The organism is Streptococcus sp. STR1/CE/0325 (genome assembly GCF_055386095.1).
This window is the reverse complement of the sequence record NZ_AP045018.1, coordinates 1,800,977-1,814,571: the sequence shown is the minus strand read 5'-3', so window position 1 is coordinate 1,814,571 and position 13,595 is coordinate 1,800,977. Positions and strand designations below refer to the sequence as shown.

Sequence of the window (13,595 nt, the reverse complement as noted above, 5' to 3'; positions counted from 1 at the left end):
TCAAATAGGAGGAACATGAGATGTCACGTTATACAGGACCATCATGGAAACAATCACGTCGTTTAGGCGTATCACTTAGCGGAACAGGTAAAGAGTTAGCTCGTCGTAACTATGTTCCAGGTCAACATGGACCAAACAACCGTAGCAAATTGTCAGAGTACGGTTTGCAATTGGCTGAAAAACAAAAATTACGTTTTGCTTACGGCATGAACGAAAAACAATTCCGTAACTTGTTCGTTCAAGCATCTAAAATCAAAGGTGGAACCCTCGGTTTCAACTTTATGGTGCTTCTTGAGCGTCGTTTGGATAACGTTGTTTACCGCCTAGGTCTTGCGACAACTCGTCGTCAAGCGCGTCAATTCGTTAACCACGGTCACATTCTTGTTGACGGTAAACGTGTTGACATCCCTAGCTACCGTGTAGAAGTTGGTCAAGTGATTTCTGTTCGTGAAAAATCACTTAAAGTACCAGCTATCCTTGAAGCAGTTGAAGCAACACTTGGCCGTCCTGCATTCGTTTCATTTGATGCAGACAAACTTGAAGGATCATTGACACGTCTTCCAGAACGTGACGAAATCAACCCAGAAATCAACGAAGCACTTGTCGTTGAATACTACAACAAACAACTCTAAGATATTATTCTTGTTGGAACAATCAAAGTTTTTGCTTTGGTTGTTTTTTTGTGGAAAAAAGCTAGAAAGATACTTGTGGAAAACTTTTCCAGAGGGTTAACAAAAGAAACTGTGACATAAAACTGAATAATTAGTCTATAAAAATGATGTTTTATTCTTTTTTGAGAGATGGAATTTTGGGTATCAAATAATTGCTATTTTGGAAGAAAAGGTCTATACTAGAATAGGTGAAACCGATTTCTTACTAAAACAAGGGCCCTTTCATTTTGGTCGGAGAGCGATTTTTCATTTTCATACTATAATCATTTAGGAGATAAATCATGACTAGTGAAAAAGTTAGCCAAAAGACTGGCTACATTATGTTTTTTACTTTGTTGATTGCTTATATTACGTTTTCGGCCAGCTGGATTGGAGGCTCAACGCTTGGGCCACAGATTATCAAGACTTACTTCAACGGTCCGGTTTCTTCTGTTACGAGTAATATCGTTAACTACTCCATTACTATTGCTCGGGTGGTCGCTAACTTTATTGCAGCTTGGTTTTTGATCAAGCTAGGTATCAAACGAGCAGGTCAAATTGCCTTGGTGCTCCTTTCCTTTTCTTTGATAGCGGTTTGGATGCCTAATTACTGGCTTTACAATTTAGCGCGGATGTTTATGGCTTTGGGTGGTTCGATGCTCATGGTCTATCTTAACCCGCTCTTGGTTAAGTTCATTTCTAAGGAGCGTAAGCTCGTCTATTCAACTTTGGTTGTAGCAGGTTATAATATCGGTGCCTTTATCGTCTCACTTGGCTTTATCTTGTTTGATAAACTGCTTCGAGCGGATTGGCGTGTGACCCTTAGTGGTGTGGCTTTGGTGAGCATTATCACTCTTGTCATCTGGACGCTTCAAGCGAAGAACTTTGAAACAAGCTCTAATGATGACCAATCAACCAGCTATACTTATGCAGATGCGATTAAAGATCCTTTTGTCTGGAAATTTGGGGTAGGGCTAGGAGCCTTCTTTGTTCCATTTGTTATGCCTCTAACGAGTATTCCAGCTGAAGTGGTGAAGCACTACCCTGATTTTAAACCAAGTCTGATGATTTTTGCTGTTGCAGGTGGTGGTATTCTGGGATCAGCTATTATGTTGAAACTAAAAGTCAATAGTAAACGTCGTCCTTACTTGATATCAAGGGGCATTTTAGAGGTCATTATTAGCGTCTTGTCTATTCTAGTCGTCCCAATTTCACCTCTCTTGTCTTACGTTTTGTCCTTTTTGAACGGTGTATTGATTTATCTTCAATATCCTGTTTATCAAAGCATCCCGCACGAATTGCCAAACATGACGCCACAGCGGGCGACCTTGATGTTTGGTATGATTTGGGCTTTGGCTTATGCGGCTTATACGATTTTGAACTTGGGTTGGAGCATCGTTTTAGACAATATGGGCTACGGCGCATCTAATGTGTTCTACGTTTTGGCAGGTCTTGTCTATGTTTTGATGGTCTATCTCTTACCAGAGACTTACAAAGAAAAATAATAAAGATTAAAGAGAAGATGAAAACGTATTCTTCTCTTTATTTTGAATAATCAGGAAAAAAAGATTGACAAGTCCTAAAAAAACTGGTAGTATCATTCCATAACCTTAAACAATAAGAAAGGAAGAAACCGATGTTCGCAAAAAGTCTGAAACAACCAATGCATTCTGTTTATTACTATGGCTATTTTAGATAGTGTTTGTAAGCATGAGAGACATGGATACAAACACAACAACAAAAATGTTTTGTTTGTATCTATGTAGCGATAGTTGTTTTTGACGTTGGGCTACGTAGATATTTGATCTAGGTGGCCGAGTTGTAGGGAACAGTGTTTCTTTTTATCACTCAGATAAAGGGTCACCTAGAGAGTATCTAGGTGGCTTTTTTGTTACTTGTTTTTTCTAGTAGCTTATTGAAATAAACATAAAGGAGATTAAGATGAGGTTAAAAAGAATGATGACAGCAGGACTTTTCGTCCTTACAGCTTTTCTATTGGTAGCTTGTGGAGGAAAATCTACAAAAAACGAAGAGACAAAGATTGGGATTATCCAGTATGCAGAGCATGATGCCCTCTCTTCAGCTCGTAAAGGCTTTTTAGAAGCCCTCTCAGACGCTGGGTACAAGGAAGGCAAGAACTTGACAGTAGATTATCAAAATGCTCAGGGAGATCAAGCCAGTCTTCAAACCATGGTTGGTAAATTAGCAGATAAAAATGATGTCAATTTTGCCATTGCGACACCAGCTGCCCAAGCTCTTCTTAATGCCGATAGTCACACCCCATCTGTCTTTACAGCCGTAACAGATCCAGTAGCTGCTGGTTTAGTAGAATCTCTTCAAAAGCCAGATGGCAATATGACGGGAACCACAGATGCAACAGATGTAAAAAAACAATTGGATATGCTGTTAAAAGTTGTTCCAACAGCTAAAACGATTGGTATTTTTTACACTTCTAGCGAAGTCAACTCTGAGACACAAGCTAAGGAAGCCAAGGCTTTCCTAGAAAAGAAAGGATTGACAATTGTTGTCAAAACCGTAACCAATAGTAATGATGTGGAACAGACCATGGCTTCATTAGCCAAACAAGTGGATGCCATCTACCTTCCTCTTGACAACACTGTTGCTTCAACAGCAGCAACCATCGGTGAAGTCGTAAAGACCGCTAAAGTTCCTACAATCGCTAGTGACAAAGCTGTCCTAGACGCTGCTCTCTTTACTTACGGCGTAGATTACCATGCGATTGGTTTACAAGCTGGTCAATTAGCTGTCAAGGTCTTGAAGGGTGAAAAGCCAGCTAATATTGCTGTAGAAGGACCAAAGACAGCGGCGATTTCGATCAATGAGGCTATGGCTAAAGCTCTAGGCATTGATGTGTCTAAGATTGAAGCCTTAAAAGACTAGAAAGGAGCGTTTATGGATTTGATTTTATCAAGTGTCTCCCAAGGTCTCTTGTGGTCTGTGATGGCGATTGGCGTTTATCTGACCTTTCGGATTTTGGATATTGCTGACTTGACAGCAGAAGGAAGCTATCCCTTGGGAGCAGCAATCTGTGCTGTTTGTCTTGTCAAGGGTGTCAACCCTTTTCTTGCCACAACTTTGGCTTTAGTGGGGGGCATGCTAGCAGGTTTGGTATCTGGATTTCTTCATACCAAGTTAAAAATTCCAGCACTGCTCACAGGGATTGTCACCTTGACAGCCCTTTACTCGGTTAACCTCAAGGTTTTAGGTAAGGCCAATGTCACTCTTCTTCGCAAAGAAACTTTGGTGAGTTTGTTACAGGATTTTGGTCTTAGCAAGTTAGCTGCTGTTCTCTTGCTGGGTGTGGTTGTTGTTTTTTTGGTTGTTGGTCTTTTGACTTTTCTTTTCAACACCCGTTTGGGGCTTGCTCTTCGCTCAACAGGCGATAACATTCCGATGAGTGAAGCCAATGGTATTTTAGTTGATCGGATGAAGATTTATGGCTACATGCTTTCTAATGGCCTCATTGCACTTTGTGGAGCACTTCTTGCTCAAAATAACGGTTACGCCGATCTGAATTCTGGAACGGGAACGATCGTCATTGGACTTGCTTCAGTCATCATTTCTGAGGTCGTCCTACGCAACTTACGTCTGGGGTACCGTTTATTAGCGGTGGTTTTAGGTTCTATTCTTTATCGCCTCATCATTTTAGCGATTTTGACGCTTCCTGGTATGGATGCTGATTTGGTGAAACTCTCTTCTGCTATTCTCCTTGCCTTGGTGTTATTCATTCCAGAATTGCAGAAAAAATTAGCCCTTCCAAGATCTAAGGCCTTTGATGCGACACTCAAGAAAGGAGTATAAGATGAGCGCACAGTTATCCATTAAAAATCTACACAAAACCTTTGAGAAAGGAACGATTAATGAGAATCATGTCCTAAAAGGTCTGGATTTAGAGGTTGAAAAGGGCGATTTTATCTCGATTATTGGGGGAAATGGAGCCGGAAAATCCACTTTGATGAATAGCTTGGCAGGTACCTTTCTCGTAGATGAAGGGAGCATTTCTCTAAATGGAAAAGATATCACTAAGCTTCCGGCTTTTAAGAGAGCCCCTTTTATCAGTCGTGTTTTTCAAGACCCGAAGATGGGGACAGCTTCTCGCTTGACCATTGAGGAAAATATGTCAGTCGCTTATCGAAGAGGGCGTTCACGTGGGTTTAGCCTAGGCATTAAGGAAAAGGAGCGGCAATTTTTCAAAGAAGCCTTGCAGGAATTGGGACTGGGCTTGGAAAATCGTATGAAGGTCGATACTCAATTTTTATCTGGTGGCCAAAGACAAGCGCTGACCCTTTTGATGGCAACGCTTAGAAAGCCTGAAATCTTGCTTTTAGATGAGCATACAGCGGCACTCGATCCAAAGACCAGTGATATGGTGATGGAGTTGACGAAGAGAATTGTTGAACGCGATCAGTTGACGACTCTGATGATTACCCACAATATGGAAAATGCCATCCAATACGGCAATCGTTTGGTCATGCTGCATCAAGGAAAAATCGTCGTGGATGTGCGTGGCAAGGAGAAAAAGAATCTCACTGTCCCAAATCTGCTTGCTTTATTTCACCAAAAGAGTGGGCATCATCTTGTTGATGATGAGATGCTCCTTTAAAAAATGAAAATAGCGTTTGGAAAGATCATTTCCAAGCGCTGTTTTATTTCTTATCTATAAATCGAAAGTAAAAAAACCTTGATTCTCAAGGCTTTTTCGTTTGTCTTATCATGCCCCCTGCAGGGATCGAACCTGCGACCCACGGATTAAGAGTCCGCTGCTCTGCCAGCTGAGCTAAGGAGGCGAAAAGCTGTATTGGTGCCGATGATCCGCGTTTTGTATTGAACCCGCGCCTATAAGAGCAGGTGGGTAACTCATCTTAACTTCAGTCGCTTCCGCGTGTGACGGCCTGCATACTGTCAAGAAATTCCGTTTCCCTATAATACAAAAAATAGTCGGTCAATACTTAGTGTGGATTCGTACACCACAGCGTCGTTATATATATAATACCACATTCTAGAAATTTTGCAAGGGGTAACCGCTTATTTTTTTGACAAGTCCTCAATTCGCTCCTTGTTGAGAGCGAGTGCGCGTTCGTATTTCCCTGTGTTATTGGGTTTGAAATAATCAACACCTCTTAGTTTTTCTGGAAGGTAGTCTTGTTTGACCCATTTTTCAGGGTAGTCATGGGGGTAGCGGTAGCCTTGGGCATTTCCGAGTTCTTGGCTTCCTTTATAGTGACCATCTCTCAAGTGGCGAGGAATAGCCAAGTGGCCCGATGATTTTAAGTCGTTCAAGGCTTGATTCATGGCCATATAAGCGGAGTTGGATTTGGGTGAGAGGGCGAGATCGATGACGATATTAGCGATGGGAATGCGTGCTTCTGGAAATCCCAGCTGCTTGGCGGTTTCAATGGCAGTCAAGGTGTGGACTTGTGCATCGGGGTTAGCAAGACCGATATCTTCGTAAGCAATCACCAAGAGGCGTCTGGCTAGGCTATTGAGGTCGCCTGCCTCGATGAGCCTTGCCGCATAGTGGAGGCTGGCATTGACATCAGACCCTCGGATGGATTTTTGAAGAGCAGAGAGGACATCATAGTGCCCGTCGCCATCCTTATCCATAGCGATATAGGAGCGTTGGAGGCTATTTTCCATGATGTCTTTGGTGATGTGGATTTTGCCGTCTTCTTCCTTAGTGGACAGGACTGCTAGGTCAAGGGAATTATAGGCAGACCGCAAGTCTCCGTTGGTGGAGGTGGCAATAAAATCAAGCGCGTCCTCATCGATGGTGACGGCTTCTTGATAGCCACGGTCCTTGTCCGTTAGGGCTTCTTGCAAGGCTTCCTTGATTTGGTCAATGCTCAAGGGTTCTAGCTCGAAAATCTGAACGCGGCTACGGATGGCAGGCGTCACGGAGAAAAAAGGGTTTTCTGTGGTGGCACCAATCATGGTAATGGTCCCCTGTTCGAGTAGGGGGAGGAGAAAATCCTGCTTGGTCTTATCCAGACGGTGAATCTCATCCAGTAGAAGAACCAGACCGCCTGAAAATTTAGCTTCCTCGGCAATTTCTTGGAGGCGTTTTTTGCTATCGGTTGTGGCATTGAAAATGCGAAAGGCATAGTCTGTTGTACCTGCGATGGCGCTAGCGATAGAGGTCTTTCCAATACCAGGTGGTCCGTATAAAATCATGGAAGAGAGCCTGCCTGCTTCTACCATACGGCGGATAATCTTGCCCTCACCCACCAGATGGGTTTGCCCGATGACTTGGTCAATGGTTTTGGGACGCATCCGCAAGGCTAATGCTTCTGTCATGCTGATTTTCCTTTCTAAATCAATCTTTTCTTTCAATTTTCTGTCGCTCGTTGGGAAAAATGATATAATAATGATTATACTATAAAAGTGAAATAAGGGGAAAAAAGAAGAGAAGATGGGGAAGTACGGATTTTTATCAGTCTTAGAGGAAGAATTAGACAAGCATTTGGACTATGATTATGCCATCAACTGGGATAAGAAAAATCATGCGGTGGAAGTGAGTTTCGTTCTTGACATCGCAAGAAAAGAAGCGATTGAAGGCTTGGAAGAAGACTTGGTTTTAGAGGAGTTCCTTTTGTTTTACCAAGAGGGTAAATCTCGCTTTGACAAAGAAGACTATCTGGTTACGATTCCATTTGAGGCCAAAAAAGGATTTTCGAAGGAATGGTTGGCTTATTTTAGTCAATTTCTTCAAGAAACTGCGCAAACTGGACTTGATGGGGTGCTAGACTTTTTGATGGACGAAACAGCAGAAGAATTTGTGATGACATGGGACAAGGCTCGGTTTGAAGCGGGATTGGCTAACCTTAAAGAGACGGTATTTTACCCTTATCCCCGCTATTAGAAAGGACAAGAAAATGGAAACATGGCAAGAAGTAAAGGTTTTTGTGAACCGTGAGGTGCAAGAAGCTGTCAGCAATCTCTTGATTGAAACAGGGAGCCAAGGTGTCGCTATTGAAGATACGGCGGACTATCTGGAGCAAGAAGAGCGCTTTGGTGAGATTTTGCTGGAGGTGGAGCAGTCTGATCAAGTGACGGTGATTGGCTATTATCCAGATACCATGAATTTGAATCAGGTTTTAAATGAGATTAGAACGGGTCTTGCTAAGATGGAAAATCTAGGCTTGAATCTTGGCGAGTGGCACCTTGATACGCAAAACTTGGCTGAAAATGACTGGGCAGAGCAGTGGAAAAAATACTATGAACCCACTAGGATCACACATGACTTGACCATTGTGCCATCTTGGACGGATTATGCTCCAAAAGAGGGGGAAAAGATTATCCGTTTAGATCCTGGGATGGCCTTTGGTACGGGAACGCATCCAACGACCAAGATGAGCTTATACGCTCTTTCTCAAGTGCTAAGAGGTGGAGAGACCCTTCTTGATGTGGGAACGGGTAGCGGTGTGCTATCCATTGCAGCGGCTCTACTTGGTGCCAAGGCTATCTATGCCTACGATTTAGACGAGGTAGCGGTGCGAGTCGCTAAGGAAAATATGGCTCTAAATCCCAAAACAGATAAGATTACGGTCGCAACAGGAGATTTACTCCGTGGTGTGACCCAAGAAGCGGATGTGATTGTCGCCAATATCTTGGCGGATATTTTGGTTCAGTTGACAGATGATGCTTATCGCTTATTGGTGGATGAGGGGTATTTGATTTTATCAGGGATTATCGCAGACAAATGGGCCATGGTTGAAGCTAGTGCCCTAGCAGCTGGTTTGGTGCTTGAAACACACCTGATCCAAGGGGAATGGCATGCGGCCATCTTTAAGAAAACCAATGATAAGAAAGGGGTCATCGGCGGCTAATGCAGGAGTATTTTGTAAAAGGACATTTGCCGTCAGAGTTTGTGACCCTAGAGGATCAAGAGACCATCAAGCATCTCTTTTCGGTCATGCGCATAAGAGAAGGGGAAGAGGTCATCTTGGTCTTTGATGATGAGAGCAAGTGGCGTTCAAAACTGGTTGATGGAAAAAATCATACCTTTCAGTGTTTAGAAGAGTTGGATGCCAATAGCGAGCTTCCTATCGAGGTGACTTTAGCGCTTGGTTTGACCAAGGGAGATAAGCTAGATTTGGTGGCACAAAAGGCAACCGAGTTAGGCATGCAAGCGCTCATTGGTTTTCCTGCTGTTTGGTCTGTGGTCAAGTGGGATGAGAAAAAAGCGGCTAAAAAGGCTGAAAAACTCCAGAAAATCGCCCAAGGGGCTGCCCAGCAAAGCAAACGTAGCCGTATTCCTCAAGTGGAGATTTTAGGAGATAAGCAGGCGCTAAATGATCGTTTTTCCCAATTTGACCGTGTCTTTTTTGCCTACGAAGAAGCAGCCAAGGCTGGTGAGCAAAAAGAGCTAGCAAGCGCACTAGAAAAGGCTAAGGCAGGAGAGAAATGGCTGGTCATCTTTGGACCAGAAGGGGGCATTTCTCCTGAGGAAGTGGCAAAGTGGACAGACTTGGGAGCGCGTGAGATGGGATTAGGCCCTAGAATTTTAAGGGCAGAAACAGCTCCGCTTTATTTCCTCAGTGCTGTTAGCTTTGCTTTAGAATTACAAAAAGAGAAGTAAATTATGGTAACAATCAAAGATGTGGCGAAATTAGCAGGGGTCTCGCCGTCAACAGCGTCGCGTGCGATGCACAACAACGACATGATTAGTGAGGCGACCAAGGAGCGGGTCAGGCAAGCCATGAAAGAGCTGGATTACTCGCCCAACTACACCGCTCAAAATCTAGTTAATCGCAAGTCCAATACGGTCGGTATTATCTTACCGGTCAGAGAAAATCAGGATTTTTTGGGGAATAACCCTTTCTTTATGCAGATTATCCAAGGGATCACCGGAGTCTGTACTGACCATCATTATATGGTGAGTTTAGCGACAGGACGAACCGAGGAGGAGCTCAAGCAGAATTTGCAAAATTTGATTCGAGGAGGAAATATCGCCAAGTTTATTTTCCTTTATTCCAAGAAGGATGACCCTGTTTTTACCTTTATGCAAAAAGAAAAAGTGGAGTGCGTCGTCGTTGGGAAATCCTACGGTCAGGACAATCAAGCCAGCGTGTTTGTCGATAATGACAATAAAAAAGCTAGCTACGATGCCACGCAGTTTTTGTTGCAAAAGGCTTATCGAGGGATTGTTTATGCCTATACAGACTTGGATGAGTTTGTGCAGGCAGACCGACGTTTGGGTTATCAAGCAGCACTTGATGAAGCGACCTTGCCTGACTTGAGTTTGGCCTTATCTCGTGTTGACGAAGCCTTTAATCGCCAGCAGTTGCTGGAGTTTTTAGAAGAGCACCCTCAGATTGATGCTTTTCTAGCCAGTGATGATGTGATGGCCATTCGCCTTCAGCGCTTGTTTAAACAGTTGGGGATTTCATCGAAACGCTATGCTGTCATGAGTTTTAACAATTCTATTGTGGCGGAGCTTGCGACACCTGCCCTGACTTCCGTGGAAATCTTTCCCAATCTCTTGGGAGAAACAGCGGCGCATCTGATTTTGTCCAAGGATTTTGATGAAGAAGCGTCTATTCGCTTGATAGAGCATCAGATCATTGAGCGCCAATCCACGCCAGATAAGAAAACAAACACGCTCCTTGATTAAGGCGTGTTTTTTGCATTTATCTTCAAAAAAGCCTTTACATTTTCAGAGTTTGTGGTATAATAAAATCAAGAAGAACATGCAAACGTTTGCAGCAATCGATTGCATTGAAGAAGATGGAAAGGAGAACGACATGAAAGGTTCGTTCAAGCAGTTTTTTAGTTTCGAGTTTTGGCAAAAATTCGGAAAAAGTCTGATGGTGGTGATTGCCGTGATGCCAGCGGCTGGTTTGATGGTCAGTATCGGGAACTCGATTCCCTTGATTAACCCTCAATCTGATTTGTTGGTGACCATCGGCAATATCGTGGCTCAGATTGGTTGGGGGATTATCGGTAACCTTCATCTGCTCTTTGCGCTAGCGATTGGAGGCAACTGGGCAAAAGAGCGTGCAGGAGGTGCTTTTGCAGCGGGTCTTTCCTTTATTTTGCTCAATCTCATCACAGGGCACTTTTACCGTGTGACCTTGGATATGATTGCAGACGGAAAAAGCACGGTGCACAATGTCTTTGGTGGAGAGATGTTGGTTTCCAACTACTTTATCAATGTGCTAGGGCAACCTGCTCTTAACATGGGGGTTTTTGTCGGGATTATCGCAGGATTTGTCGGGGCAACGGCTTACAACAAATACTACAATTACCGCAAACTTCCTGAAGTCCTTTCTTTCTTCAACGGAAAACGTTTTGTACCCTTTGTCGTGATTTATCGCTCTACCTTAGTCGCTTTGGCACTGTCTATTATCTGGCCTTTGATTCAGGCAGGAATTAACGGTTTTGGGATGTGGATTGCAAGCTCACAAGAAACAGCGCCTATCTTAGCGCCATTTGTCTATGGAACCTTGGAGCGCTTGCTCTTGCCATTTGGTCTTCACCACATGTTGACCATTCCAATGAACTATACGGCCCTTGGTGGTACTTATGAAATCATGACGGGTGCTCAAAAAGGAGCACAAGTTTTCGGACAAGATCCGCTATGGTTGGCTTGGGTAACGGACTTGATTAACTTCAAAGGCGCTGGTCAGATGGACCAATATAACCATCTCTTGACCACCGTGACACCAGCTCGCTTTAAGGTGGGACAAATGATTGGTGCGTCTGGTATCTTGATGGGTCTTGCTTTTGCCATGTACCGCAATGTTGATGAAGATAAAAAGCCAAAATATCGTGCCATGTTTATCTCAGCTGCGGCTGCGGTCTTTCTCACAGGGGTGACAGAACCTCTTGAGTATATGTTCATGTTTGCAGCCATGCCACTTTACATCGTTTACGCTGTGGTTCAAGGTCTCGCTTTTGCCATGTCTGATTTGGTTCATCTTCGTGTCCATTCTTTTGGAAATATCGAGTTACTCACAAGAACGCCAATGGCTATTAAAGCTGGACTAGCACTTGATTTGATTAACTTTGTCTGGGTGACAGCTCTCTTTGCAGTTGGGATGTATCTCATTGCTAACTTCATGATTAAGAAAATGAATCTCGCCACAGCAGGTCGCAACGGTAATTATGATGCAGATATGCTAGATAGCAAGGCAGAAGCGACTTCCGATTTGAGTAGTGTGGATACCCAAGTTGTCAATATCATTAACCTTCTAGGTGGTGCGGATAACATTGCTGATGTGGACGCCTGCATGACGCGTCTTCGTGTGACAGTCAACGATCCTAAAAAGGTCGGTAGTGAAGGCGACTGGCGTAAAGCAGGAGCCATGGGATTGATTGTCAAAGATAGTGGCGTGCAAGCGGTCTATGGACCAAAAGCGGATATCTTAAAATCGGATATCCAAGATATGCTTGATTCTGGCATGGTCATCCCAACAGATGTTGCCGTTGAAACAGTCAGTCCTCTCCCTGGCGAAGTGGTTTACAAGGGGTTGACAGAAGCTGTTTTAGCTGTGGCAGATGGTGATACGATTGCTCTTGAAACAGTCAATGATCCAGTCTTTTCTGCCAAGATGATGGGTGATGGTTACGCTCTAAAACCAAGTGATGGTCGCGTTTACGCACCGGTATCTGGTGTCATCACCAGTGTCTTTCCAACCAAGCATGCTTATGGTATCTTAACCGATAGCGGTCTAGAAGTCTTGGTGCACATTGGTATTGACACAGTGAGTCTTAATGGTTTACCATTCTCAAGTAAAGTCGTTGAAGGAGCGCGTATCACTGCTGGGGATGAACTAGCTGTGGCGGATATAGCAGCTATTGAAGCGGCGGGTAAAGAAAGTACCATTATCGTTGTCTTTACAAATATGACAGAAGTCAAGTCTGTTCAGGTGACAAAACTTGGTAGCGTCGAACATGGTGAAATGGTTGCTCAAGTAGAACTGTAAAATAAGCGTCAATAGTAGTTGACAACAAGTGTCAAGAAAGACTGGAACAAGGTTTCCAGTCTTTTCCAAATGAAAGAGAGGAAAAGAGAATGGCAAAATGGTTAACGCTTAATACGCATAGTTGGCTAGAGGAAAATCAGCTAGAAAAATTGGAAGAGTTGGCTAGGCAGATCGCAGAAGAAGATTATGATGTGATTGCCTTACAAGAAGTCAATCAGCTCGCTAAAGAAGGCGAGGTAGAGAACCATCCGTCGTCTTACCAGTCCTTAGCAGATAGTCCAGCTCTTCGTTCAGATCATTATGCACTTTCTTTGGTCAAGAAGCTTTCTGAAAAAGGAAAGACCTACTATTTTTCTTGGGCTTACAATCACATTGGTTATGACCGTTTTCATGAAGGGGTGGCGCTTTTGTCGAAAAAACCAATGACCAATCTTCGTTCCCTTCTGGTCTCAGAAATGGATGATGAAGCAGACTTTCGTACCCGCAAGGTTTTACTAGCTGAAATAGAAGTAGATGGACAAACATTGACGGTAGCGTCGTGTCACCTGTCTTGGTTTGGAAAAGGCTTTGAGGCAGAATGGCAAAAATTAGAAACAGCCCTCTTGGACAATAAGTATCCTCTCGTTTTAATGGGGGATTTCAATAATCCAGAAGGAGAAGCAGGCTATCAAATCATCCTTGACAGCCCCTTACAACTTATTGACAGCCATGTCAAGTCAAGTGTAAAGAAAGGTGACCACACCATTGTTGCAGACATTGCTGGCTGGGAAGGAAATACAAAAAATCTGAAAGTGGATTATGTCTTCCTGTCAAAAGACCTTGTTCCTCTCACTTCAAAGGTGGTCTTTGATGGGACAAGAGGTGCGGTCATCAGTGACCATTATGGCTTAGCCGTTGAAACCAAAAACTCTTAGAAATCTGGAGGAGTTCCTCTAGATTTTCTTTTTTTGACAAAAAAGACAGGAGAAAACAGGTGATTTCAAGAGGTTTCTTGGCT

At 43.5% G+C, this 13,595-nt stretch carries 12 protein-coding genes, 1 tRNA gene and 1 other RNA gene; 11 read left to right on the top strand and 3 right to left on the bottom strand.

The features are described 5' to 3' along the window. Window positions 1-20: 20 nt before the first annotated feature. From rpsD to ACZ49W_RS08755, 5 genes are all read left to right on the top strand, one after another. Window positions 21-632: a 30S ribosomal protein S4 gene (gene rpsD, locus ACZ49W_RS08775; protein WP_464814903.1), complete on the top strand. Its 612-nt coding sequence runs from the start codon at window positions 21-23 to the stop codon at window positions 630-632. Between the two features lie 320 nt (window positions 633-952). Next, window positions 953-2,155 carry an MFS transporter gene (locus ACZ49W_RS08770; RefSeq protein WP_464814902.1) on the top strand — a complete coding sequence of 401 codons (1,203 nt, stop codon included), beginning with the start codon at window positions 953-955 and terminating at the stop codon, window positions 2,153-2,155. Between the two features lie 436 nt (window positions 2,156-2,591). Then, the gene (locus tag ACZ49W_RS08765; RefSeq protein ID WP_464814901.1) at window positions 2,592-3,551 is read left to right on the top strand and encodes an ABC transporter substrate-binding protein; all 960 of its coding nucleotides are present in this window, start codon (window positions 2,592-2,594) and stop codon (window positions 3,549-3,551) included. 12 nt (window positions 3,552-3,563) lie between these two features. Continuing rightward, the gene (locus ACZ49W_RS08760) at window positions 3,564-4,472 is read left to right on the top strand and encodes an ABC transporter permease (RefSeq protein ID WP_464814900.1); all 909 of its coding nucleotides are present in this window, start codon (window positions 3,564-3,566) and stop codon (window positions 4,470-4,472) included. Between the two features lies 1 nt (window position 4,473). After that, complete coding sequence (locus ACZ49W_RS08755; RefSeq protein WP_464814899.1) at window positions 4,474-5,274, top strand: ABC transporter ATP-binding protein; 801 nt, start codon at window positions 4,474-4,476, stop codon at window positions 5,272-5,274. Between the two features lie 111 nt (window positions 5,275-5,385). Here ACZ49W_RS08755 and ACZ49W_RS08750 read toward each other — a convergent pair. The 3 genes from ACZ49W_RS08750 to ACZ49W_RS08740 all read right to left on the bottom strand — a co-directional run bounded on the left by ACZ49W_RS08750 (window position 5,386) and on the right by ACZ49W_RS08740 (window position 6,965). After that, window positions 5,386-5,458 (bottom strand) — tRNA-Lys (locus ACZ49W_RS08750). Continuing rightward, a non-coding RNA gene (gene ssrS / locus ACZ49W_RS08745) (6S RNA) lies at window positions 5,458-5,650 on the bottom strand. The genes ACZ49W_RS08750 and ssrS overlap by 1 nt, the downstream gene beginning before the upstream one ends. A 46-nt stretch (window positions 5,651-5,696) precedes the next feature. Further along, window positions 5,697-6,965, bottom strand: coding sequence for a replication-associated recombination protein A (locus ACZ49W_RS08740; protein WP_464814898.1), 1,269 nt, complete (start codon window positions 6,963-6,965; stop codon window positions 5,697-5,699). 115 nt (window positions 6,966-7,080) lie between these two features. On the opposite strand from ACZ49W_RS08740, the gene ACZ49W_RS08735 reads away from it, so the two are divergent. From ACZ49W_RS08735 to ACZ49W_RS08710, 6 genes are all read left to right on the top strand, one after another. Continuing rightward, the gene (locus ACZ49W_RS08735) at window positions 7,081-7,530 is read left to right on the top strand and encodes a DUF3013 family protein (RefSeq protein ID WP_464814897.1); all 450 of its coding nucleotides are present in this window, start codon (window positions 7,081-7,083) and stop codon (window positions 7,528-7,530) included. 13 nt (window positions 7,531-7,543) lie between these two features. Beyond that, on the top strand, window positions 7,544-8,497 hold the full coding sequence (gene prmA, locus ACZ49W_RS08730) for a 50S ribosomal protein L11 methyltransferase (protein ID WP_464814896.1): 954 nt from the start codon (window positions 7,544-7,546) through the stop codon (window positions 8,495-8,497). Beyond that, entirely contained in the window at window positions 8,497-9,249 is a 753-nt protein-coding gene (locus ACZ49W_RS08725) for a 16S rRNA (uracil(1498)-N(3))-methyltransferase (RefSeq protein ID WP_464814895.1), read from the top strand. Before prmA ends, ACZ49W_RS08725 begins: the two co-directional genes overlap by 1 nt. 3 nt (window positions 9,250-9,252) lie before the next feature. Then, complete coding sequence (locus tag ACZ49W_RS08720) at window positions 9,253-10,284, top strand: LacI family DNA-binding transcriptional regulator (RefSeq protein ID WP_464814894.1); 1,032 nt, start codon at window positions 9,253-9,255, stop codon at window positions 10,282-10,284. Window positions 10,285-10,414: 130 nt separating this feature from the next. Next, window positions 10,415-12,598: a PTS transporter subunit IIBC gene (locus ACZ49W_RS08715; protein ID WP_464814893.1), complete on the top strand. Its 2,184-nt coding sequence runs from the start codon at window positions 10,415-10,417 to the stop codon at window positions 12,596-12,598. Between the two features lie 89 nt (window positions 12,599-12,687). Then, the gene (locus ACZ49W_RS08710; protein ID WP_464814892.1) at window positions 12,688-13,512 is read left to right on the top strand and encodes an endonuclease/exonuclease/phosphatase family protein; all 825 of its coding nucleotides are present in this window, start codon (window positions 12,688-12,690) and stop codon (window positions 13,510-13,512) included. Window positions 13,513-13,595 lie beyond the last annotated feature (83 nt).

Excerpts from the sequence above, each read along its gene's own strand:
- ACZ49W_RS08710 (WP_464814892.1), top strand. The coding sequence starts at position 12,688 with ATGGCAAAATGGTTAACGCTTAATACGCATAGTTGGCTAGAGGAAAAT.
- ACZ49W_RS08770 (WP_464814902.1), top strand. The coding sequence starts at position 953 with ATGACTAGTGAAAAAGTTAGCCAAAAGACTGGCTACATTATGTTTTTT.
- rpsD (WP_464814903.1), top strand. The coding sequence starts at position 21 with ATGTCACGTTATACAGGACCATCATGGAAACAATCACGTCGTTTAGGC.
- ACZ49W_RS08725 (WP_464814895.1), top strand. The coding sequence starts at position 8,497 with ATGCAGGAGTATTTTGTAAAAGGACATTTGCCGTCAGAGTTTGTGACC.
- ACZ49W_RS08715 (WP_464814893.1), top strand. The coding sequence starts at position 10,415 with ATGAAAGGTTCGTTCAAGCAGTTTTTTAGTTTCGAGTTTTGGCAAAAA.
- ACZ49W_RS08740 (WP_464814898.1), bottom strand. The coding sequence starts at position 6,965 with ATGACAGAAGCATTAGCCTTGCGGATGCGTCCCAAAACCATTGACCAA.
- prmA (WP_464814896.1), top strand. The coding sequence starts at position 7,544 with ATGGAAACATGGCAAGAAGTAAAGGTTTTTGTGAACCGTGAGGTGCAA.
- ACZ49W_RS08765 (WP_464814901.1), top strand. The coding sequence starts at position 2,592 with ATGAGGTTAAAAAGAATGATGACAGCAGGACTTTTCGTCCTTACAGCT.
- ACZ49W_RS08755 (WP_464814899.1), top strand. The coding sequence starts at position 4,474 with ATGAGCGCACAGTTATCCATTAAAAATCTACACAAAACCTTTGAGAAA.
- ACZ49W_RS08760 (WP_464814900.1), top strand. The coding sequence starts at position 3,564 with ATGGATTTGATTTTATCAAGTGTCTCCCAAGGTCTCTTGTGGTCTGTG.
- ACZ49W_RS08720 (WP_464814894.1), top strand. The coding sequence starts at position 9,253 with ATGGTAACAATCAAAGATGTGGCGAAATTAGCAGGGGTCTCGCCGTCA.
- ACZ49W_RS08735 (WP_464814897.1), top strand. The coding sequence starts at position 7,081 with ATGGGGAAGTACGGATTTTTATCAGTCTTAGAGGAAGAATTAGACAAG.